Origin of the sequence: Lactobacillus sp. wkB10, from assembly GCF_000760615.1 — a bacterium.
Lineage (GTDB): Bacteria > Bacillota > Bacilli > Lactobacillales > Lactobacillaceae > Lactobacillus > Lactobacillus huangpiensis.
Genome location: NZ_JRJB01000002.1, coordinates 197,017 through 218,006, shown reverse-complemented (window position 1 = coordinate 218,006; position 20,990 = coordinate 197,017). Strand labels below are relative to the sequence as shown.

Here is a 20,990-nt window from a genome sequence, read left to right as displayed (position 1 = left end):
GAGAGAGCATTATCAGGCAAAGGCATCATTCAATCCTTATCAACTTGCTATGTAATAAGTTCGAGAAGTTATAATCTACTGGGATCAGACCTAGTTACTACTAAAATATTAAAACTGTAACACTTTTTAAATATATTGAGTTATTATATAGTTAATTTTATCAGTGAGGGATCGCCTATGACTAGAAAAGTAAAATTTGTTATATTCGCGTGCATTGTTGCCGTTGGTCTTTTTTTATTTTACTATTGGTCATCAAATGACTATGTACCTGACGTAGCACAGTACCAGGTTAATCACATAATAAGGAATCACGATACACGAGAAATTAACCAAGTAGCAACTAATAGAAAAACAGCGAAATTTTTACATTCTCTTAAAACAAGTGATCGCTGCCAGAAAATTAGCGAGTTTCAAGGTGGAACTAAAGAACGGGGCTATTATGTTGTAAGTATCAAAAATAAAGCTGTTGGGATTTATATGCAAAAAAAATCCAATTCGTTTTGGAATTGGAAATTAAAAAGTATCGCATGTTTTGATTGAGCTGTTGCAGTACTTTTTATTTACTACTTTTCCTGGAACCAATAGGTTAAAATAGGATAAAAAATAAGTATGCATCAATCTGTGGAATATACGAAGTTAGATTATTCCTATCAAAAATTAATACTAGAAGCGAAAATGCCAAAGCTGCTAAAATTAAGTATTTGCAAAACTTTTCTCCGCCATCCAGATTAGCTTTTTGAATAATTTTTACAGGGTGGGTGGTTTTAATGAAAATAGTGCCTAGCACTAATATTAAACCAAAGAAAAAGTAAGTATATATAGCTATCTTATCTTTGTGATAATAAATAAAAAGAATACCAATTAAAAATTGTAAAATGCCCATTAAGAATAAGGCGATTTTCGGATTAAGTTTATACTTCAGCATCATTTGAACCTTTCAAATTAAATTTAATAAGGCTACGCAATAAAAAAATTAATCTTTTTACTGTATAGACTTAAATTTTATTTTATCATTAAATTATAATAATATTAAAACATTATTATAATATTTTATTAAAAACATTATGATGCTAAATTATTTTAAAAGGAGCAAAATAATGAGAATTAATGTATTACAACACACGCCAAACGAAGGCCCTGGTTCAATTCAGGAATGGTCTGATCTGCATCATCATGACTTTTATGTATATCATCCCTACCAATTCGGTATTTTGCCTGCTGCTGCCACAACAGATTTACTAGTTATTTTAGGCGGTCCTATGAGTCCAAATGATGATCTGCCATGGATTAAGCAGGAGCGCCAGCTAATTAAGCAACTACTTCAAGAAAAAAAGCCTGTTTTAGGAGTATGCTTTGGCGCACAACAAATTGTTAAAACTTTAGGCTATTTGGTTAAAAAGGCCCCCGTTAAAGAAGTGGGCTGGAGTCCGGTCAAGTTGCAGTCCAAATTAATTAGCGGTTTGCCTGAAAGTTTAGAAGTATTACATTGGCATGAAGAGATGTTTGAAATACCAGAAGAAGCTGAGGTCTTATTTGCCAATGATAATTTACAAAATCAGGGTTTTGTCTTGGGTAAACAAGCCGTTGGTTTGCAGTTTCACTTAGAACCAGAAACAGATAATATCAAAGAAATTGTGGTCAACGACGCGCAATATCTATCTGGTTCTGTGTTTAAACAAACAGCTAAACAAATTATTCAGCATCCTGTTCCTAAGGAAAATAAAAGGGCAATGTTTCGCATTTTAGATTATTTGACAGAATAAATAATTTAGATATAGAAAATTTGTTTTAAAGAGTGTCGCTTTATTTGTTCCCATAACTTTAATTGCTATACTACGAGAAACGAACTATCTGCTGGGGCAGACCTTACTTCAAAATTATAAACGGCAGATACCATGGCAGAGGCATGATTAGCATTTGGGGCGTACATTAATATAGGTATTGTAACTACTGAAATAACCTTCAAAATAAAAACCAAGCCATTTTAATGGCTTGGTGTATATGATTATAGGTAATTTTCCTAAAATCCGGTTAATATTTGAGATTGGTTTGTTATAATTTAATTAGCGTAGAAAAGTTAAAAGGACGGTAGCTGCCGCTTTCATGAAGGAAGTGAGGCCTATGAACAATTTTTATTCATACTTCAGTCTCCCAAAAGAAAGGAGCAGCAGTTGATGAGCACTGCCGAAGCGTTAAGTTTAATGCTTAACTTTGGCATGTTTATCTTGACCTTGTTAATGTTTATTGACAAGCATCATGATAAATGAGCAAATCAAAAACCGTCCTAGATACTAGCTGGGCGGTTTATAAATTTAAAAAATTATAACTATAAGCGCAGTTACCGTCCTTTGTGGCGGCTCTACGTGAGGAAGACTTATGGCGTAAGTCTTCCTTTTTCTTACATATGTATTTTAGCATGGATACCTTTATGGTGCAATTAAGTATTAGAGCAGAATTCATAGCGTAAAAGAACTACAAGGTATTTTAAATTGCAAAGATAGAGCTAATTTAATAATATGCAGTTAATTTTATGCACTAAGCTAAAATGCCTTGAACAATCATATCTTGCTCACACAAAACCGTTTCGCTAGAAACGGTTTTTATTCGTCTTATTTAGTTTTACTTCAAGAAAATGGTATTTTTAATAAACAGCACCATCATAAAAGCCAAAGCGAGGCTTATTAAAATCAAAATCTTTTAATTCACTCACTTTAAGGGCAATGTCGCAAACGCCCCAACTCATTAGATTAATTGGTTTGCCGTAGTCTTCATCAGGGATGACCAACACAATGTATTTTCCTTGTGATAAAGCATAGCCTAGTTCCATACCAAGACCTACGTCTTCTTCATCAGGTAGATATACCCCGATCATAACATCACTGGCTTTAATACCGGTTAAATCGCCACGGTAAGTTGCAGTTTCCCATTCACGATCACGCAGATATTCGGGATGCTCCTCAACGCTGATGTTTTTATATTGATGATCCAAAGGAACATAACTGTTTCCAAGGTCAATGGTTGGGTTTTCTTCTAAAGCTTTCATTGCCTTTTTGTAAGCATCGTTTTGCTTATCATTAAACCAACCTGCACCAAAATAAACAGTTTTTGTTTTAGTCATAAAATTTCTCCTTACCATTAAACCTAATTTAAATAAATTTCACGCAACTTACTGATTTCATCATCAGTTAATCTCATAATATCACGTAAGTAGTTTTCAACGCTACCATAATTTTTATTTATAGTTGTAAGTACAAAGTCAATGTATTCAGAATGTACAGTTTGCAAGTCTTTTAAGATGTTTAGGGTTGCGTCATTTGCTCCTTCATCTTTAGCTTTTTGTAAAAAATTATGAACAAAGTCTTTGGTGGCAACGTTTGTTAAAAGATAATCTTTTTTGATTGTTTCAAATGGTACGCCAAGAACCGATAAAATTAATAATGCCGCAAAACCAGTCCGATCTTTGCCAGCAGTACAATGAAAAATTACACTTTGATTTTCCTGATCATTAGCCAGCAACACGTCAAAAAAGTGGCGGTAGGCTCTTTGGGCAGACTCACTTTTAATCATGTCATCATAGGCTAAAAACATATGATCAAATCCAGCTTTAGGATCCTGATGCTTTTCGCTGAGAATCTCATCAATTCCCTTTGAAGATTCAGTCAAATCTTCGCTAAATACCGGATCGAAGTTGTAAACAGCACCTTCAGGTACACGATCAGGTTCTCGGTCAACTTCGTCCTTGCTCCTAAAGTCAACAACGTATTTTACGCCATAATCTTGTAAAAACTTCAGATCTGTCTTATCAAGCGTTGCCAAATTAGCGGTTCTAAGCAATTTGTGCATTTTGACGGTTTTGCCGCTGCTAGTTTGATAGCCACCAAGCTCACGAAAATTACGGCCACTTTTTACGCCAATTAATTGATTTTTTAGTTTTTGGGTCATGATACCTCCACCTTTACGTTTGACAATTACACCTAATTTTAGCAATAAACAAGTATATAAACAATTATAAAAAAAGCCAAGAGTATATCGAAATTATGGTAAAATAAACAAAAGAACAATATATTTCAAAAGGGTGAGAACATGGAAACGAAAAAAGCTAGTATTTTAGTTCCAGTCGACGGGTCAGAGTCGGCAGAAAGATCCTTTGATAAAGCAGTTAAAATTGCAATGACGGAAAATGCTCACATTGATGTTTTAAGCGTAATTGATACCAGACAGTTTTTAGGTGAGATGCAAGATACGCTGATTACAGGCGATACCGTTTATCAGATGACGCAAGATTCAGAAAAATATCTTAAGAGTTTAAAGGAATGGGCTCATGACAATTTGGGTTTTGATGATATTGATTACCACATTCGTTATGGCAGCCCGAAAGCAATTATTTCCTATGACTTTATTAAAGACCATCATAATGATTTGATTATTATGGGTGCAACTGGTTTAAATGCAGTTGAAAGAATGTTGATGGGTTCTGTTACAGAATACGTTAATCAACATGCTTTGGCTGATGTCCTAATTGTCAGAACGGATATTGACAATAATCCAATTAAGCCAGAACGTAAAAATAAATAGAGTTCTAAAATGAAAGACATACGATAAATAATTCGTGTGTCTTTTTTATGCAAAATAAGGAACCTTAAAAAGTATCATGCTATTGATGTTCGGAAAGTTCAGTTTCATAATACAATAACGAAATAAAATCCGATATTTCCTTGCGTGATTGCGAATATTTATGGTATTATCTGTATGAAATGAACGTAATTATACTGTTTGGAAGGTTGAGGGCAATGAAAGTAACAGGGAAAACCTATAATTTATTTTCCTATTTAAATACTTTACAATTATCTTCGTTAACCGTTCGTTTTTCTTTCAGAATAACTACTTAGGCATGATATGCAGTAGGCATATTTTGCCTTTTTTATTTGCTTAATTTCGGGAGGATGTTAATGGAAAATAGAAGCAGAAGTTAATTCAGATCGATTTTATTTGGATATTTACATGAATGTATTGCCATGAAAGTGACAACAATGTTTATGCTTAAGCAAAATGAAGTTATGGTAAATGTATTTATTAGGAGTGTAAAAAACAAATGACCAAAATCAAAAAGTTTCTGATAGCATGTTTCGTACTGTTATTAACAGTTGGTGCTACAGCATGTTCCAATTCAAGTAAGAAGTCTAGTTCAAGTAGTAATACGCCAAAATCACTCAACGTTCAGTTCGTACCAAGTGTAGCTGCCAATAAGTTGGAAGCAAGGGCTAAACCGATGGAAAAACTATTGTCCAAACGCCTTGGTATTCCAGTACATGTTTCAATGTCAACTGACTACAATGGCTTAGTTGAAGCTATGAAGTCAAAGAAAGTTGATGTCGGTTTTTTGCCTTCAGACGCATACATTATGGCTCACAAGCAAAAAGCAGCTGACCTGCTTTTACAATCAGTTCGTTATGGCATTAAACAACCAAATGGCGTTCTAACCAAAAAATTAGTTAACTCATATCGAGGCGAAATCCTGGTTAAGAAGGGTTCAAAAATTAAGAGCTGGAAGGACTTAAAAGGTAAGTCAATTTCGGTTCAGGATATCACTTCCGACTCTGGCTATGTATTCCCAGTTGCTGAATTAAAGCAAAAGGGATTAGATGTAACCAAGAGTTGCAAGACTGTATCTGTTAAGGGTGCCGATCAAGGTGTCTTAAACGTTTTAAACGGTGATACTGATGCTGCTTTCGTATTTGAAGACGCACGTAATAATGTTAAGAATGATGATCCGAAGATTATGAGCAAGGTAGTACCAATCTACTTCACCAAGCGTATTCCTAACGATACTATTTCAGTTATCCCAAGTTTGCCAAAATCCTTTAAAAAGAAGCTGGCTAAAGCATTTATTGCTATCGGCAAGTCTAAAGAAGGTAAGAAGATTATTGAAAATGTTTATAACCAAGAAGGTTATACTTACGCAAAAGACAGCGACTACGACATTATTCGTCAATACAATAAAGTAATTGCTTCTACTAAGAAATAGTTTGCTGATATTTCAAAAATCTAAAAAAGCTGCATAATAGGAATTAAATAAACTTTCTTAAACAAAATAAGATTTATAGTCAATTCTCTTTTCTAAATAAAACATTTCTGCTATTATTTGATAGAATAAATACAGTATGTCGAAAGGAGAGTGAAGGTAATGCAAAAATATCAACGGCGCCTAGCGTTCATTGAAGTTTTTGCAAAAAAGCCTTTTCGTTCCTTTCAAAAAGGTATTGTTCGCTTTTTTAGTAAAAGTGTTATTGAAAGACTTAGTTTAATTCACATTTGTGTTTTTAGCTAAAGTCTTTTTTTATGTCTGGGAGGGCATGATGAAAAAATTTAGAAAAATATTAGCTTGTGCTGCTGTTTTTTTAGTGGCATTAATGGCAACTGCCTGCTCAAATAAGGAAAAGAGCAAGGATAGCGGCACGCCCAAATCATTGAACGTCCAATTCGTTCCAAGTCAGGCAGCCACTAAGTTGGAGTCTCGTGCAAAGCCACTGGAAAAGATGCTGTCAGACCGTTTAGGTATTCCAGTTCACGTTTCAATGTCTACCGACTATAACACCGTGGTAGAAGCAATGAAGTCCAAAAAAGTTGATGTAGGTTTCTTACCGCCAAATGGTTACATTTTAGCTCATAAGCAAGGAGCAGCAGATGTATTGCTTCAAGCACAAAGATATGGAGTTAAACAACCAAACGGACGTCCAACAAAGGAACTGGTTAACTTCTATCGTGCTGAGATTGTAGCTAAGAAAAATTCTAAAATTAAGAGTTGGAAAGATTTAAAAGGCAAGTCAATTTCTATTCAAAGCCCAACATCTTCAGCCGGCTACGTTTTCCCGATTGCTGAATTAAAGGAAAAGGGTCTTGATGTACGCAAGAGTTGCAAATTAGTCACTGTGACTGGTCAGGATCAAGCTGTTTTGAATGTCCTCAATGGTGACACAGATGCCGCATTTGTATTTGAAGATGCGCGGACAATTGTGAAAGACGACAATCCTAAAATCATGAGTCAAGTAGTACCAATCTACTTTACTAAGCCTATTCCAAACGATACAATTTCCGTTGTTCCCAGCATGTCTGATTCATTCAGAAAGAAGCTGGCCAAGGCATTTATCGATATTGGCAAGTCTAAGAAGGGTAAAAAAGTCATAGAGAGTATTTACACCCATGAAGGATACGTTCACACTAAAGACAGTGACTTTAACGTTGTGCGTAAATATGAAAAAGTTATTGAATCGACCAAAAAATAGGGAATACAAAGGAAGTATATAATGGCAGATTCTGCAGTTAAGCCAATAATCGAATTAAAAAACGTTAAAAAAGTTTATGGCAAAGATGTTGTTGGTTTAAAAGACGTCAATTTAACTATCAATAAAGGTGAATTTGTCGTTATTGTTGGTCTATCTGGCGCCGGCAAATCAACGCTTTTACGGTCGATTAACCGTTTAATTGATATTACCGAGGGTGATATTTTAATTAATGGTGAATCTATTACTAAGGCCAAAGGTAAAAAGTTAAGAACCTTGCGTCGTCATATTGGGATGATTTTCCAAAGTTTTAACTTGGTAAAGCGCTCAAGTGTGATGCGTAACGTTTTAACTGGCAGAGTGGGATATTATCCAACTTGGAAATCCACTCTAAACCTTTTTACTAAAGAAGATAAACAACGAGCCTATGATGCTTTGCAACAAGTTGATCTTGAAGACAAAGTTTACTCTCGGGCTGATGAATTGTCCGGTGGACAGCAGCAACGGGTAGCTATTGCGCGTGTCTTGACTCAAAACCCGGATATTATTCTGGCGGATGAGCCAACAGCTTCACTTGACCCGCAGACTTCACGTCGGGTGATGAAAGACTTGCAGATGCTTAATGAAAAGCATGGCATGACTGTTGTCATTAACCTGCACAGCGTGCAACTGGCACAGGAATTCGGCAAGCGGGTTATTGGAGTTCGTAATGGTGAAATTATCTATGACGGCAAAATGTCTGATACTCCAGCAGCAACGTTTGATCAGATCTATTCCGGTGGTGATGAAGATGAGTAGCTCAGAACAAGAAAAGCTGAAGGCTTTGCCTAAGAAAAAATTTAAAATCTTAAATTTGCTTTGGGTACTGCTTTTTATTGCTGGATTATTCATTTCTACTAATGAAACCAAAACTGACTTAGGTGCCTTGTTTGCCAACTTTGGGCAATTTGCCGACATTTTCTTGCAAATGCTGCATCCTGACTGGTCTTATCTGGGTACAGTAGTGCCACTTTTGCTGGAAACTATTAAGATGGCTATCTTGGGTACAGCAATCGGTTCTGTAATTGCTTTTGTTTACTCTTTGCTTATTGCCCGCAATATTGTGAAAAATAAAGCACTTACTGGGATATTGCGGATTATTATGAATATCATTAGAACAGTTCCTGACTTGCTTTTAGGTGCTATCTTCGTAGCTATTGTCGGTATAGGGCCAGTAGCCGGTGTTTTAGCCTTGGCTATCTGTACGTTCGGGATTGTGGTCAAACTGTTTTATGAAGCAATTGAAACTATTGATCCGGGTCCAATTGAAGCCCTAACGGCTGTTGGTGCTAATAAGCTGCAAATCATTGTCTTTGCGGTTTTGCCTCAGGTTATTACCTATTTTATTTCCTATTGTTTGTATGCATTTGAAATTAACGTGCGTGCTTCAACTGTTTTAGGTTATATCGGTGCCGGTGGTATTGGTTTGTATCTGCAACAGACACTGCAAATCTTTGATTATCCTAAGACAGGTACAATTATTATCGTGATCATTATAGTAGTGGTACTGATTGATTATGTTTCATCTAAATCACGGGAGGCGTTGATGCAATAATGGATACAAGTATGAAAAAATTGCCTCCTAGGCCCATAGATGTCAAAAAACGTGTTTTGCACTGGCTCATAGCAATTGTTACAGCAGTCTTAATTATTTGGTCATGCACAGGAATCGATTTTGGTGGAATCAAAGAAACAGCCGGACAAATTGCCGGTGCGATCTTTTCTGGCATTTTTCATCCTGATTGGTCTTATGTCTATAACGGCTCAGGTGAAGACCTGCTGTCGCAATTATGGGAAACTGTCTGCATTGCCTTTTTAGGAACATTCATTTCTGCCATTATTTCACTGCCCTTTGCTTTTTGGGCCGCAAATACTAAGCACAAGCACTGGTATGTCTCACGGTCAGGCAAGATTGTGCTGGCAATAATCAGATCATTTCCAGAAATTGTTTTAGCCTTAATGTTTATTAAAGCTGTCGGACCAGGTTCTGCTGCCGGTGTTTTGGCACTAGGCTTTCACTCAGTGGGGATGCTCGCCAAGCTCTTTTCTGAAGCAATTGAAAATCTGGATGATGGTCCTAACGAAGCAGTTACTGCTGTCGGTGGTTCAAAGACAAATATTATTATGTTTTCTACTTTGCCTAACTTAATGCCGGCTTTAATTTCAAACACGTTATATCGGTTTGATGTTTCGATTCGGTCTGCTTCTATCTTAGGTTTAGTTGGAGCCGGTGGTATCGGCTACCCGTTAATCATTGCACTGCAATACCGTCAATGGAACCGAGTTGGTATCATTTTACTGGGTATCATCATTATGGTTGTGATCATTGACTGGATTTCAGGCTGGATCCGTAAAAAATTAGTCTAAAAACGAAAATATCTGAATATGGGATGGTGAATCAAGTATGTAAGTATCAGCTTGATTCACTTTTTTTATCCGTGAAATTTAAAGGGACAATTTTCTAAATGATCATTGACTAAACCAACGCCTTGAAGGAATGAATATAGAATTACAGGACCAACAAAAGTAAAACCGTCTTGTTTCATCTGCCTTGCTAGTTTTTGGGCAATCTTGTTTGTCGTTGGTACTTCATCACTTGTCTGAGGATGATGAATAATAGGAGTGGGAATAAATTTTTGTAAATAATGTGCAAAATTGCCGTATTTGGCATCAATAATTAATAGTGCGCGTGCGTTGGTAATTGCAGCGGCAATTTTTCTTTGATTGCGAATGATTCCTTTGTCTTGCAATAAGCGCGCCTGATCCTGTTCGGTCATTTGCGCAACTTCTTCGGGAACAAAATTGCAAAAAGCCTGGCGAAAATTTTGCCGTTTATGCAAAACTGTAGACCAACTGAGACCAGACTGAAACAGTTCCAGCACCAGCATTTCAAATAAGTAACGTTCATCTAAGTTTAATTTGCCCCATTCGTGGTCGTGGTAATCTCTAATTAAGGAATCATCATGGTCACTCCAAGGACAGCGAGTAATATTATTCATTTTTATTCTCCTTAAATATATATTAACGTTCATAAATAAATACGCCAAAATATTTTTATTCTTTTAAAAACAATTTGGTAGATTATTGATTGGAATTTTTTAATTGTTTTCTTTTTCCTAAAATATCAGAAACTTTTCCTTCAAAAAGTGCAATAGCTGTTTTTTTGGTATAATATATAATGAACTTTAGGAGGATACCATGGAGAAGTTAGAAATAATAACTTTGGCCGATGACTTGGCCGCAAATCAAGAAAGTATTTTAAATAAAGAAACAGATTTTGATGCCGAGGCAGTTTATCGTGTGATTGATAATTTGCACGTTTTGCATAAGCCAATAAAAGAATACTTCGGCATGAGTCAAGAGCAGTATTATGACACTGAAAGTGATCATAAACTGACTTTAATTAAGTTATCGGAGCAATTAACCGATTTGCAGGATCGGATTTTGACTAACCATGTTGATGGTTTTGTTGATAAAAATGAAATTAATCTAACTTATAATCATGAGAATCCATATGAAGACGGGTTTTACAACAACCTGGTAGATTTTCATGTCGTTAGTTACAGTTTAAAAGTAATTGGAGCCGTTGAAGAAGTAGCGCCAAAAACATTACAAGGAGTTTTGTCTAAAGATGCACTTCTGTCAATTGGTTTAGCGGCACACGCTTTAGAAAAAAGTTTATAATTTTAGAGCTGAATGTGTGTTCAGCTCTTTTTCTTTCTGCTTGAGGCAAAATATGGGTGTTTTAAAGTATACTAAAGGACTTGCTGATAAGATAAATGGTGCTAAATTACGTTCTTTATTTAAGAAAAATGATGCACAGCTTGATCCTATGCAAAATTATTTAACGGTAGGAGAGTATCATGTTGATGGTGAACAGGGTACACCTAATGATCAGCCGTATACTCTGACAGTTTACCAAGATGAAGAAAAAATTTTGCATCAAGCTCTCAGCTTGGAAAGTACAGATAAATTAGAGCCTGAATATGTCCGCCGATTTAGTCCTGAACTGCAGCGCTACCGCGCTTTTGTCAACCGCAAAACTGGCAGACGATACGTTGTAGAAGAATACTTGGATCGCTTTGTTGAAAGAGTCAAAGGCCACATTCGCACAGGGAAAAATTCTGTTAATGTCAGCATTATTACTGATACCCATTATAAAGACCGTAATAGTATGGACTTTTATGGCTGGAACGGCTTAACTCACGTTAACGAATTTTCTTACCTTGATGACTCAGGACTTTTAAGTTTAAAAGTTCATTTGGGTGACTGGATTGATGGCTCTGATACCGGCTTTTTGGGTGAAAGTGAATTAACTAAATTGCGTGATTCATTTGTTTCAGACAAAGTGCCTTATATGCTTATTAAGGGAAATCATGATGAAAATGATAAATTTGATGAACATCATGATTTAAGAGCCTCTTTTCCTGAGAATGAGTTTGAAGGGATTATGTGGCCCGCCTTGTATAAGCAAAAAGGTGTCCATTATATTTCCCGGCAACATGGAGTTTGTTACTATGATGTGGATGATTTACGCTTTATTTCCGTTAATACTTCTGATTTGCCTTACTATTTGGATGCACAAGGCAGAAAAAAATATGATGTGAAACTTACTTTGGCTGTGAGAGAAGATCAAATTGAAGAAATTATTGAAATACTGGAGCAGTCATCAAATAAGCAAATTATCTTTATGAGCCACGCTAATCCGATTAATCGTAAGGGTTCAAATGCTTTAAAGTATAATGGTCGTTCTCTGCACGAGTTACTGGTTGCCTTCAATCAAGGTGAAAAAGGACAGATGCATTCCAGCCACGGAATTCCACCAGAGTTTCGTTTAGCTAATGACTTTGATTTTACTAATGTGAAAAATGCGCGCATTATTGCCTACTTTTGTGGTCACAGACATAACGAAGACCAATACCGCATTAACGGAATTCAGTATATCTTGTTTAACTGTTCGGCACTAATGGGGCCTAACCATGCTTTAACTACTAAATATAACAAGAATTGGAAAAGACAAATTGATCACCAAACCGAATTTGCGGGTTATATTGTAAATATTGACATTCAGAGGCATTATATTCAGGCTTTTGGTTATGGTGCTGCCAGCAAACGCAGAATTTTTTATATTTAGTAAAATCGCGACGGGCAATTTGGAAATTGCCCGGCTTTTAGCATATAATAGAAAAGTTAAATTAAAGACAAAAATATACAAAGTAACATAAATTAAGGGAAGATAAGCAATGTGCGGAATTGTTGCATTTTATAATCCAGAAATAAATGATAAACAAGCCGCTATCGGTAAAATGATGGCGGCAATTATGCATCGTGGTCCTGATTCAGATGGTTTTTATACCAACGATAAAGTTGCTTTAGGGTTTAGAAGATTATCAATCATTGATTTGCGTGGCGGCAGTCAACCAATTTACAACGAAGACAAAACAATGGCCATTATCTTCAATGGTGAAATCTACAACTTCCAGCCATTGAGAGATGAATTAATTGCTGCGGGTCATACTTTTACCACTAAGTCCGATACAGAAGTTCTTCTGCATGGCTTTGAAGAGTGGGGCATGGATGGCTTGCTCAAGCGTGTTCGTGGCATGTTTGCTTTTGCAATTTGGGATGACAATACCCAGACGTTGTATGGTGCACGCGATTTCTTTGGCATTAAGCCACTTTATTACAGTGATGAGAATGGTCATTTAACGATAGGCTCAGAAATCAAAAGTTTTTTGGCAATGCCTGGCTTTAAAAGACGTTTAAATATTGAAGCTGTTAAACCATACTTGATGAACCAGTATAATGATTTGCATGAAACTTTTTTCAAGGGAATTTATAGATTTCCTGCCGGTCACTGGTTCGAATATAAAGATGGTGAAATGAAAATCCATCAGTACTGGGATGCAGAATATAAGGCCAACACTTTAAGTTTTGAAGAAACTGTCAATAAAATTGACGAAGATTTACACGAGTCAGTTAAATTGCACCATATTGCCGATGTTCCGGTTGGTGCCTTCTTATCAGAAGGAGTGGATTCAAGTTACATCACTAGTATATTAAATCCGGATGATGTATTCTCAATTTCTTTTGATGATGCAACTTATGATGAGGCTTCAAAGGCCAGGGCTTTAGCTGATATGAAAGGCTGGCATTTCTTTTCTGACAAGGTTAAAGCAGATGAGGCCATGCATGACTTCCCGGAAATGCAATACCATATGGATGAGCCGGATGCTAACCCGTCAATAATTCCATTATGGTATTTATGCAAGATGGCACGTAAACATGTGACTGTTGCTTTGTCCGGCGAAGGTGCGGATGAATTATTTGCAGGTTACGTTAACTACGGAATGCACACGCACAACAGCATTATTAAAGTTTTTACTTCCCAATGCAAAAAGTTGCCGAAGAAGACAAGGGTTAAACTGGCACATAGAATTAAAAAAATGCCGAACTTCCCCGGTAAGGTTCATTTATATACCAATTTAGCTGAACCAAGTGAATTTTACGTTGGTCAATCAGTAATCTATGACATGGATTATCCGACTATCTTTACATCTGAAGATGCTAACAGTGTTTTAAAGCCTTCTTATCGGAATAAATTAACTGTCAACGGTATTTACCAAAGTGACTTTAAAAAAGTAAAAGATCTCGATAATGTCCGGCAGATGCAGTACATTGATCTGCACCACTTTATGCTAAATGATATTGAACAAAAAGCGGATAAAATTTCTATGGCTCATTCTCTGGAGTTAAGGGTGCCATACCTTGATAAAAAGGTTGCAGAAAGAGCCAATTCAATTCCAACTGATTACTTAGTGAACAAGCATGACACTAAGTATGCTTTGCGCAAGGCTTCAGAAAAGGTTTTGCCGGATGAATGGGCTAAACGACCAAAATTAGGCTTCCCAACCCCAATCAAAGAATGGTTGCAAGAACCTCGTTTTTATAAACAAGTGCGCGAATTATTCAGTGAAGACTTTGTACAAGATGTTTTCGAGCAGGATAAAATTTTGGCTCTGCTTGATGAAAACTACAAGGGTGACGGATCCCATCGTCGACAAATTTGGACTATTTATACATTTTTAGTATGGTATAAATTATTCTTTGTTGATTACGACGGCACAGTTGCCAAATACCAGCATGTTCAACCAGAAGTTGCCAACTTGATTAAGCAGGGCAAGCTGGTTTAATGAGGAGAACAATTTATTAATGAAACGAAACTTTACGCCAATTTTACTTGGCAGTGACATTAATGTTTACGGCATGGCCCGATCGTTTAACGAGGCATACGGTATTAGCGTAAAGGCGCTGGCTGACAGTCAGCTGGCGGCAACACGTTATTCTAAAATTGTCAGGGTGGAGTTACATCATGGCTTCAGCGAAGATCCCACTTTTATTGAAGTTATGCGTGAGCAAATGAAAATTTACCAGGATCATGAAGAACCGGTAATTTTGATTTCGTGTGGAGACGGCTATTCTGAATTGCTGGCAAAGCATAAGGAAGAATTAGAACATGTTTTTGTAGTTCCCTATGTTGACTACGATTTATTACAAAAACTAATTTCAAAAGAAAACTTTTACCAGATAGCTGAAGAATGTGGTCTGCCATATCCTAAAACCAAGATTGTGACGATGGCTGATTACAAGGCAGAAAATTATCTGGAACTTCCCTTTGGCTATCCTATGGAACTCAAGCCGGAAGATCCTGTTTCCTGGCTTGATGTGCAGTTTGAGGGTCGTAAAAAAGCTTTTACCATTCATAATGAAACTGAATTGCGTGATATTGTCACCAAAATTTATGAAAATGGCTATCATGAAGACTTGATCTTGCAAGATTTTATTCCTGGCGATGATTCCAACATGCGTGTATTAAATGCTTATGTTGATAAGGAACATCATATCAAGATGATGTGTATGGGTCACCCATTGCTGGAGGATCCGACACCTCAATCAATTGGCAATTATATGGCAATTTTGCCTGATTATGACGAAAAGCTATACGAGCAAGTTGAATCATTCTTGGAAAAAATCAATTATACGGGGATGGCCAACTTTGACATCAAGTATGATACGCGAGATGGTAAATATAAATTCTTTGAAATCAATCTGCGCCAAGGACGTTCAAGCTTTTATGTAACACTTAATGGTTATAACCTGGCGAAATGGTATGTGGATGACTATGTTTATGACAGCTTAAACGATAAGGAGCCGGTTTACTGCAATAAGTTAAAGTCAAAGCATAAATTGTGGCTGGGCATACCTGTAAATGTGTTTAAGCAATACGCTGTTGATAATGAAGCCAAAAGAATGGCAGAAGAGCTAATCCATGAAGGACGTTATGGTACAACAGTCTTTTATGATCAGGACCGCAATTTTAAGCGGTGGCTACTGTTGAAATATATGTTCCATAATTATAAAGGACGCTACCAAAAGTATTATCAGGAAAATAAGGGTCAATTCTTCTAGGCTATGGATTAATTAAAAAGCAATAAAGATGATTGCAGCAAATCGCTGGTGGTCATCTTTTTTCTCTAAGAGTAAAAATATTATTTTGTATGCAAAATACCAGTTCAGCTATTTATTGGGGGTGTTCTTTTTTAATACTTCTTGCTAAACTGGTAAATGGAAACTAAAAAAGAAAGGACTGAATAAATGAAACTTAAACATGGATCTCATGAAGAAACTGAAATTAAGTTACGCTGGCTATTACTGGGGGAGCTGGCCACGTGGATCGGGTCGAGTTTTGTTTGGCCCTTGACTTCGGTTTATTTAAACAAGCAATTACACATCAGCCTTTCTGTAATAGGGGTTGTTTTATTTTGCAATTGTGCCAGCAATGTATTAGGTTCGCTTTTAGCTGGACGTTTATATGACCGTCTGAACCCATACCCACTAATTGTTACAGGATTAGGACTGGATGCCTTTGTTTTGTTCATGATGGCTTTTTTCCATGGCTGGCCGCAATATTGGTTTTGGCTTATTCTTACCGGTTGCATCAGTGGTTGGAATGGTACCTTAATTAACTCAATAGCAACAAGTTTGCGTAAATATTCAGGGCGTTATGTTTTTAATCTAATTTATTTTGCCCAAAATGTCGGTACTGTCACAGGAACGCTGCTGGTAGGATATCTTTACGACTTTTCAATTGAGTTCTTATTTATTTTAGCAGCTTCACTATTTGCCATTGCCTGCGTTAATGCAGCGATTCATTACCGTCCAATTAATACTTTTCACCAAAATCGTAAAAAGAACGGTATTAAAAAGGGCGCGAAGCAAAAAGTTGATCCTATGCCCAAGTACAACGTGATGTTAATGGTAGGATTCTTGATTTCTTTAGCTGTGACATGGCTAATGTACATGAATTGGGAGTCTAACCTGTCAGTTTACATGGTTTCATTGGGAATACCTTTCCATTTATATAGCTTGTTATGGACTTTAAATGGTGCCGTAATAGTCATTATTCAAGTGATTTTGGCACGCTATCCTAATTTGTTTAAGAACTTGTTTCAGCAAATTATTTTTGGCACGCTCATGTTTGCAATTTCTTTTGCCACGTTGATTTTTGCTAAAGATTTTGCCCACTTTGCACTATCAATGTTTATCCTGACTATGGGTGAAGCGACTGCATTTCCAGCTGTTCCGGCATACATTAACGATTTATCTCCGGCAAACAGCAAGGGCAAATATCAGGGTGAAATTAATGTTGCCCGTGGCATTGGTCAGGCTTTTGGTCCATTATTTGGCGGCATGATAATTGATCGTGCGGGTTACATTCCATTCTTCATTATTGCTGCCTGTGGTATTTTTCTGATGGTACTGCTCTTATTGCCATTGCACACAAAATTGCACAAGCATATCACTCTTTATAAGTAATTTTGTAAAGACTTTTTAATGTTAAGGGTATAATTAGAATGATAATATTAATTTAGTCTATTTTTAATTTAGATAAAAAAGGGAGGACTCTCTGAATGAATAAAAACTTCGCAGTTCGAGGCGGTAGTGGTAATATCATCGAACCTAAGCTTGATGCACGCCCGCAGGACAACCTATATCTGGCTGTTAACTCAGAATGGATTGAAAAAACCAAGATTCCGGAAGACCGGTCACGAATGGCCTCGTTTGATGGTATTGATGTTGACGTTGAAAAGCATTTGATGCAGGATTTTGCTGATTTTGCGGCTGGAAAAAAAGAAGTACCAAGTGTGCCTAACTTTGATGAAGCCGTTAAGTTGTACAAATTGGCTAAAGATTTTGATAAAAGAAACTCTGATGGAGCTGAACCAATTAAGTCAGACTTGGAACTTCTTGATGGTTTAAAAGATTTTTCTGACTTTAATTTAAATGCACCAGATTTAGTAACTTTTGCCGCAATTCCTTTTGGTCTTGATGTTGAACCTGACATGAAGAACACCAAAGTCAATGCGTTGAATTTTGCAGGTCCTGGGACATTTTTACCAGATACAACTACTTATAAAACACTTGATGCACCAAAATTGTTAGGTATTTTGCAAAAGCAATCAGTTAAACTGTTAACTATGGCAGGTATAGCTGAAGAAAGAGCAGAAAAATATGCTGAAGATGCAATTAAGTTTGACAAAAAGCTGGCCAAAATAGTTAAGTCAAGTGAAGAGTGGGCTGATTATCCTGCTACTTATAATCCAATGAAGATTGCTGATTTTGAAGCTAAGTTTGCTGATTTCCAAATTTCTTATTTTCTTAGAGAAGTAATCGGTGAGGAACCAAGCAGAATTATAGTTCAAGAACCGCGTTATTTGGATCATATTAACGAAATTATCAATAAAGAAAACTTTGCTGAAATCAAAGGCTGGATGTTGGTTAACTTTATTAATAGTGTTGCCGATGTTTTGTCACAAGATTTCCGTGAAGCATCATTTCCATTTGCTCAGGCGCTTAGTGGTCAACCACAATTGACAACTGGTGAAAAACAAGCTTATCACATTGCAAATGATTCATTTAGCGAAGTAGTTGGCGTTTATTATGGTCAAACCTACTTTGGTAAAGAAGCCAAAGAAGACGTTGAGGACATGATTCACCGTATGCTTGATGTTTACAAGGAACGTCTCCAGAATAACGATTGGCTTTCTGAACGAACCAAGAAACGTGCAATTATTAAACTTGATGCTTTGGTATTAAAGATTGGTTATCCAGATAAAATTGAAGAGATTTACAATCGTTTAAAGGTTATCCCAGCTAGTCAAGGTGGCAGTCTTTATTCTAATGAACGTGCCTTTGCTATTGCTGAACAAAAATATAATTTTGAACAATTACATAAAGAAGTAGATAGAAATGTTTGGGCAATGCCAGGTAACTTAGTCAACGCCTGCTATGACCCACAAAGAAATGATCTGACTTTTCCTGCAGCAATTTTGCAGAAGCCATTTTATGATTTGAAACAAGACAGAGCAGCCAACTTTGGTGGCATCGGTTCCGTAATTGCTCATGAAGTTTCCCATGCCTTTGATAACAATGGTGCTCAGTTTGATGAATTAGGCAATATGACTAATTGGTGGACTGATGAGGATTATGCTGAATTCAAGAAACGGACACAAGCTGAAATTGACTTGTTTGACGGTATAGCATATGGACCAGTTAAACTCAATGGTAAGCAAATAGTTTCTGAGAATATTGCTGATCAGGGTGGCTTGACTGCTGCTGTTGAAGCTGCCAAGAACGAAAATGATGATTTGAAGAAACTGTTTGAAAACTTTGCACGCATTTGGGCTAATAAGCAATTGACTGAATCAATTAAGAGTCAAACTGCTGTTGATGTTCATGCGCCTGGTCCACTGCGGGCTAACGTTCAAAGTCAATGCCAAGATGACTTTTACAAAGTCTTCGATGTTAAACCGGAAGACGGCATGTGGCTCGATCCAGAAAAACGAGTACATATTTGGTAATTAATATTAAAAATAAAAACATTGTTCCAATCAGAACAATGTTTTTTGTTGGAAAAGATAGATATTAGTCATTAAATACAAAAAATCTTGATTGTTTTGTGATAACAAAAAAAGATTATATCTTTTCTGAGTGAAAAGAGGCTCAAGAGTTAACTATGCAATTAGGTTCTTGGTCATTCGAATAGTATAATCTGCCAAATTTTAAACACACTATAAATATATATTGAAAATAATTTTATATATTATATAATATAGTTATTATGAAGTGTTTAAATCAAAATGCTGAAACAGCAGGTTCATTAAAAACAAATAAAACAATAAGAATATTTCATTTAGCTCAAACTGTGGGACAGCTCGGGATATTAGTGATTTGCTTTTATTTTGGTTTACGTAATGCAAAACTTTTTGCTCCAAAGGAATGTAATACTATTTTATCTTCTTTTATTTTAGTTTGTTTTTTTATTTTAGTTTGTTTACAATTTTCTTTATTACAGACTGAAGCTGAAAAGCCAAACGGACCGCAATTGTTTAACCATTACTTTGAAACCATTACAATTTGTTGCACTTTGCCTCAATGTTTAGCTTTGCTAACGAAATTACTGAATTACTATCATTTGATAAATGGCACTTTCTGGATGCTTTTGGTTATTTTTTATTCCTTTATCATGTATATTCCAATGGCTAAATTAGCCTTAATTCGGGTGAACAATAATTGGGGCAGAATTTTGTTATTTGCATTTATTATCTATCGTCATATGATTTGGCCAGCAAAAACAATTGCTGGGCATTTACTTTATAATAAATGTTTTATGCAAATAAATAATTCGGGCGTTCTTGGTATTCCCATTTTAATTAGTATCACTTACTTTGTGATGTCCAGTTGGAAAATACAAAAACCACACAAAGTTTTTAGTAGAAATTGCTCAATTTCTTTTTCTAGCGTAATAACTTTGTTTCTATTTGGAAACTTATGTTGGAAAGCTCAGCCCATTTTGAATAGTGTTATTAATCATACTAATACTTCGAGTCTCTATTTTAGTCGAATAAATCCTGTCATTATTTGTTCAGCCCTACGAGCAGGTATTGCTGAAGAATGGTTGATGCGTTTTATTATTATTGCGCTACTTGCGCAAATTTTTCGAAGTAATAAAGACGGTATATATTTAATTGTTTTAATTGATGGGCTAATATTTGGCCTTTGGCATATCACGAACGTTTGTTCTCAAACCTTATCAGTTACTATTAATCAAATAATTCATGCAACTGGTTGGGGGTTTTTATATGCTGCTATTTACTTATATACACATTCAATATTATTAACTATGATTCATCATAGTTTATATGATTTTATTAATTTTTTGTTTCAAAGTAGTATTACCAAATATAGTGCTCATGTTGGATTTTCATTACAATTTAGTATAGATAGCTGTATCGTTGCTTATATGTTTTTGTGTGCAGGATTGGCCTTTATTATTATTAGATATGACGAGGTTAAGCAAAAAAATGTGATTGCAAAAAATTTGACTCAAATCTAATATTTTAAATAACAGCAAATAATATCTTTTTAGCTGTATAAAAATAATTTTGCTTACCAGTTAAAGGCAAGTAGATTTTATAAAAAGATAATTAGTCTTTGATCCGAATTATTCCTACTCTCTTTATATAATAAAAAGACTAAAAATAGTGTATAAAAAGGCATTGAACAATGATATGACCCCCAAATTTAGGACAAATTTTGGGGTCATATCAC

20 protein-coding genes are annotated in these 20,990 nt (G+C 35.9%); 16 read left to right on the top strand and 4 right to left on the bottom strand.

What is annotated here, in order from left to right:
• Window positions 1-177 precede the first annotated feature (177 nt).
• Entirely contained in the window at window positions 178-540 is a 363-nt protein-coding gene (locus LACWKB10_RS02330) for a hypothetical protein (RefSeq protein WP_034978268.1), read from the top strand.
• 46 nt (window positions 541-586) lie between these two features.
• Here LACWKB10_RS02330 and LACWKB10_RS02325 read toward each other — a convergent pair whose 3' ends face one another.
• Window positions 587-925, bottom strand: coding sequence for a hypothetical protein (locus tag LACWKB10_RS02325; RefSeq protein WP_034978264.1), 339 nt, complete (start codon window positions 923-925; stop codon window positions 587-589).
• 172 nt (window positions 926-1,097) lie between these two features.
• Between LACWKB10_RS02325 and LACWKB10_RS02320 the strand changes: the two genes are divergently transcribed.
• The gene (locus LACWKB10_RS02320; protein WP_034978261.1) at window positions 1,098-1,763 is read left to right on the top strand and encodes a type 1 glutamine amidotransferase; all 666 of its coding nucleotides are present in this window, start codon (window positions 1,098-1,100) and stop codon (window positions 1,761-1,763) included.
• 411 nt (window positions 1,764-2,174) lie between these two features.
• Window positions 2,175-2,267 carry a putative holin-like toxin gene (locus LACWKB10_RS09955; protein WP_081945322.1) on the top strand — a complete coding sequence of 31 codons (93 nt, stop codon included), beginning with the start codon at window positions 2,175-2,177 and terminating at the stop codon, window positions 2,265-2,267.
• A 374-nt stretch (window positions 2,268-2,641) separates the two neighbouring features.
• Here LACWKB10_RS09955 and LACWKB10_RS02315 read toward each other — a convergent pair whose 3' ends face one another.
• Both LACWKB10_RS02315 and LACWKB10_RS02310 read right to left on the bottom strand, forming a co-directional pair.
• Window positions 2,642-3,118, bottom strand: a complete 477-nt coding sequence (locus LACWKB10_RS02315) for a nucleoside 2-deoxyribosyltransferase (protein ID WP_034978259.1) — start codon at window positions 3,116-3,118, stop codon at window positions 2,642-2,644.
• A 23-nt stretch (window positions 3,119-3,141) separates the two neighbouring features.
• A complete protein-coding gene (locus tag LACWKB10_RS02310; protein ID WP_034978257.1) occupies window positions 3,142-3,942 on the bottom strand; it encodes a tyrosine-protein phosphatase in 801 nt (266 codons plus the stop codon).
• 141 nt (window positions 3,943-4,083) lie between these two features.
• Between LACWKB10_RS02310 and LACWKB10_RS02305 the strand changes: the two genes are divergently transcribed.
• The 6 genes from LACWKB10_RS02305 (at window position 4,084) to phnE (LACWKB10_RS02280) (ending at window position 9,686) form a co-directional block, all read left to right on the top strand.
• Window positions 4,084-4,575 carry a universal stress protein gene (locus LACWKB10_RS02305; protein ID WP_034978255.1) on the top strand — a complete coding sequence of 164 codons (492 nt, stop codon included), beginning with the start codon at window positions 4,084-4,086 and terminating at the stop codon, window positions 4,573-4,575.
• 517 nt (window positions 4,576-5,092) lie between these two features.
• On the top strand, window positions 5,093-6,025 hold the full coding sequence (locus tag LACWKB10_RS02300; protein ID WP_034978253.1) for a phosphate/phosphite/phosphonate ABC transporter substrate-binding protein: 933 nt from the start codon (window positions 5,093-5,095) through the stop codon (window positions 6,023-6,025).
• A 331-nt stretch (window positions 6,026-6,356) separates the two neighbouring features.
• Window positions 6,357-7,283 (top strand): phosphate/phosphite/phosphonate ABC transporter substrate-binding protein, encoded by a 927-nt coding sequence (locus LACWKB10_RS02295; protein ID WP_034978251.1) that lies wholly within the window; start codon window positions 6,357-6,359, stop codon window positions 7,281-7,283.
• A gap of 21 nt (window positions 7,284-7,304) precedes the next feature.
• Window positions 7,305-8,078: a phosphonate ABC transporter ATP-binding protein gene (gene phnC / locus LACWKB10_RS02290; RefSeq protein WP_034978249.1), complete on the top strand. Its 774-nt coding sequence runs from the start codon at window positions 7,305-7,307 to the stop codon at window positions 8,076-8,078.
• On the top strand, window positions 8,071-8,874 hold the full coding sequence (gene phnE, locus LACWKB10_RS02285) for a phosphonate ABC transporter, permease protein PhnE (RefSeq protein ID WP_034978247.1): 804 nt from the start codon (window positions 8,071-8,073) through the stop codon (window positions 8,872-8,874). The genes phnC and phnE (LACWKB10_RS02285) overlap by 8 nt, the downstream gene beginning before the upstream one ends.
• A complete protein-coding gene (gene phnE, locus LACWKB10_RS02280; RefSeq protein WP_034978244.1) occupies window positions 8,874-9,686 on the top strand; it encodes a phosphonate ABC transporter, permease protein PhnE in 813 nt (270 codons plus the stop codon). Before phnE (LACWKB10_RS02285) ends, phnE (LACWKB10_RS02280) begins: the two co-directional genes overlap by 1 nt.
• Window positions 9,687-9,751: 65 nt before the next feature.
• Here the strand turns inward: phnE (LACWKB10_RS02280) and LACWKB10_RS02275 are convergent, their stop codons facing one another.
• The gene (locus LACWKB10_RS02275) at window positions 9,752-10,318 is read right to left on the bottom strand and encodes a DNA-3-methyladenine glycosylase I (protein ID WP_034978243.1); all 567 of its coding nucleotides are present in this window, start codon (window positions 10,316-10,318) and stop codon (window positions 9,752-9,754) included.
• 199 nt (window positions 10,319-10,517) lie between these two features.
• Here LACWKB10_RS02275 and LACWKB10_RS02270 point away from each other — a divergent pair, with 199 nt between their 5' ends.
• The 7 genes from LACWKB10_RS02270 to LACWKB10_RS02240 all read left to right on the top strand — a co-directional run bounded on the left by LACWKB10_RS02270 (window position 10,518) and on the right by LACWKB10_RS02240 (window position 20,775).
• Entirely contained in the window at window positions 10,518-11,003 is a 486-nt protein-coding gene (locus LACWKB10_RS02270) for a hypothetical protein (RefSeq protein WP_034978240.1), read from the top strand.
• Between the two features lie 52 nt (window positions 11,004-11,055).
• A complete protein-coding gene (locus LACWKB10_RS02265; protein WP_034978238.1) occupies window positions 11,056-12,453 on the top strand; it encodes a metallophosphoesterase in 1,398 nt (465 codons plus the stop codon).
• Window positions 12,454-12,562: 109 nt separating this feature from the next.
• Complete coding sequence (asnB, locus tag LACWKB10_RS02260) at window positions 12,563-14,512, top strand: asparagine synthase (glutamine-hydrolyzing) (protein ID WP_034978235.1); 1,950 nt, start codon at window positions 12,563-12,565, stop codon at window positions 14,510-14,512.
• A gap of 19 nt (window positions 14,513-14,531) precedes the next feature.
• Window positions 14,532-15,788: a carboxylate--amine ligase gene (locus tag LACWKB10_RS02255; RefSeq protein ID WP_034978233.1), complete on the top strand. Its 1,257-nt coding sequence runs from the start codon at window positions 14,532-14,534 to the stop codon at window positions 15,786-15,788.
• Window positions 15,789-15,974: 186 nt separating this feature from the next.
• On the top strand, window positions 15,975-17,195 hold the full coding sequence (locus LACWKB10_RS02250) for an MFS transporter (RefSeq protein WP_034978230.1): 1,221 nt from the start codon (window positions 15,975-15,977) through the stop codon (window positions 17,193-17,195).
• 95 nt (window positions 17,196-17,290) lie between these two features.
• Window positions 17,291-19,240 (top strand): M13 family metallopeptidase, encoded by a 1,950-nt coding sequence (locus tag LACWKB10_RS02245; RefSeq protein ID WP_034978227.1) that lies wholly within the window; start codon window positions 17,291-17,293, stop codon window positions 19,238-19,240.
• Between the two features lie 260 nt (window positions 19,241-19,500).
• Window positions 19,501-20,775 (top strand): CPBP family intramembrane glutamic endopeptidase, encoded by a 1,275-nt coding sequence (locus LACWKB10_RS02240; RefSeq protein WP_034978225.1) that lies wholly within the window; start codon window positions 19,501-19,503, stop codon window positions 20,773-20,775.
• Window positions 20,776-20,990 lie beyond the last annotated feature (215 nt).

What these genes read in the sequence shown, in the direction of transcription:
- phnC (WP_034978249.1), top strand. Translation starts at nt 7,305, where the DNA reads ATGGCAGATTCTGCAGTTAAGCCAATAATCGAATTAAAAAACGTTAAA.
- LACWKB10_RS09955 (WP_081945322.1), top strand. Translation starts at nt 2,175, where the DNA reads ATGAGCACTGCCGAAGCGTTAAGTTTAATGCTTAACTTTGGCATGTTT.
- phnE (WP_034978247.1), top strand. Translation starts at nt 8,071, where the DNA reads ATGAGTAGCTCAGAACAAGAAAAGCTGAAGGCTTTGCCTAAGAAAAAA.
- LACWKB10_RS02265 (WP_034978238.1), top strand. Translation starts at nt 11,056, where the DNA reads ATGGGTGTTTTAAAGTATACTAAAGGACTTGCTGATAAGATAAATGGT.
- LACWKB10_RS02330 (WP_034978268.1), top strand. Translation starts at nt 178, where the DNA reads ATGACTAGAAAAGTAAAATTTGTTATATTCGCGTGCATTGTTGCCGTT.
- LACWKB10_RS02255 (WP_034978233.1), top strand. Translation starts at nt 14,532, where the DNA reads ATGAAACGAAACTTTACGCCAATTTTACTTGGCAGTGACATTAATGTT.
- LACWKB10_RS02315 (WP_034978259.1), bottom strand. Translation starts at nt 3,118, where the DNA reads ATGACTAAAACAAAAACTGTTTATTTTGGTGCAGGTTGGTTTAATGAT.
- LACWKB10_RS02325 (WP_034978264.1), bottom strand. Translation starts at nt 925, where the DNA reads ATGCTGAAGTATAAACTTAATCCGAAAATCGCCTTATTCTTAATGGGC.
- LACWKB10_RS02275 (WP_034978243.1), bottom strand. Translation starts at nt 10,318, where the DNA reads ATGAATAATATTACTCGCTGTCCTTGGAGTGACCATGATGATTCCTTA.
- asnB (WP_034978235.1), top strand. Translation starts at nt 12,563, where the DNA reads ATGTGCGGAATTGTTGCATTTTATAATCCAGAAATAAATGATAAACAA.
- LACWKB10_RS02295 (WP_034978251.1), top strand. Translation starts at nt 6,357, where the DNA reads ATGAAAAAATTTAGAAAAATATTAGCTTGTGCTGCTGTTTTTTTAGTG.
- LACWKB10_RS02305 (WP_034978255.1), top strand. Translation starts at nt 4,084, where the DNA reads ATGGAAACGAAAAAAGCTAGTATTTTAGTTCCAGTCGACGGGTCAGAG.
- phnE (WP_034978244.1), top strand. Translation starts at nt 8,874, where the DNA reads ATGGATACAAGTATGAAAAAATTGCCTCCTAGGCCCATAGATGTCAAA.
- LACWKB10_RS02240 (WP_034978225.1), top strand. Translation starts at nt 19,501, where the DNA reads ATGAAGTGTTTAAATCAAAATGCTGAAACAGCAGGTTCATTAAAAACA.
- LACWKB10_RS02300 (WP_034978253.1), top strand. Translation starts at nt 5,093, where the DNA reads ATGACCAAAATCAAAAAGTTTCTGATAGCATGTTTCGTACTGTTATTA.
- LACWKB10_RS02245 (WP_034978227.1), top strand. Translation starts at nt 17,291, where the DNA reads ATGAATAAAAACTTCGCAGTTCGAGGCGGTAGTGGTAATATCATCGAA.
- LACWKB10_RS02250 (WP_034978230.1), top strand. Translation starts at nt 15,975, where the DNA reads ATGAAACTTAAACATGGATCTCATGAAGAAACTGAAATTAAGTTACGC.
- LACWKB10_RS02270 (WP_034978240.1), top strand. Translation starts at nt 10,518, where the DNA reads ATGGAGAAGTTAGAAATAATAACTTTGGCCGATGACTTGGCCGCAAAT.
- LACWKB10_RS02310 (WP_034978257.1), bottom strand. Translation starts at nt 3,942, where the DNA reads ATGACCCAAAAACTAAAAAATCAATTAATTGGCGTAAAAAGTGGCCGT.
- LACWKB10_RS02320 (WP_034978261.1), top strand. Translation starts at nt 1,098, where the DNA reads ATGAGAATTAATGTATTACAACACACGCCAAACGAAGGCCCTGGTTCA.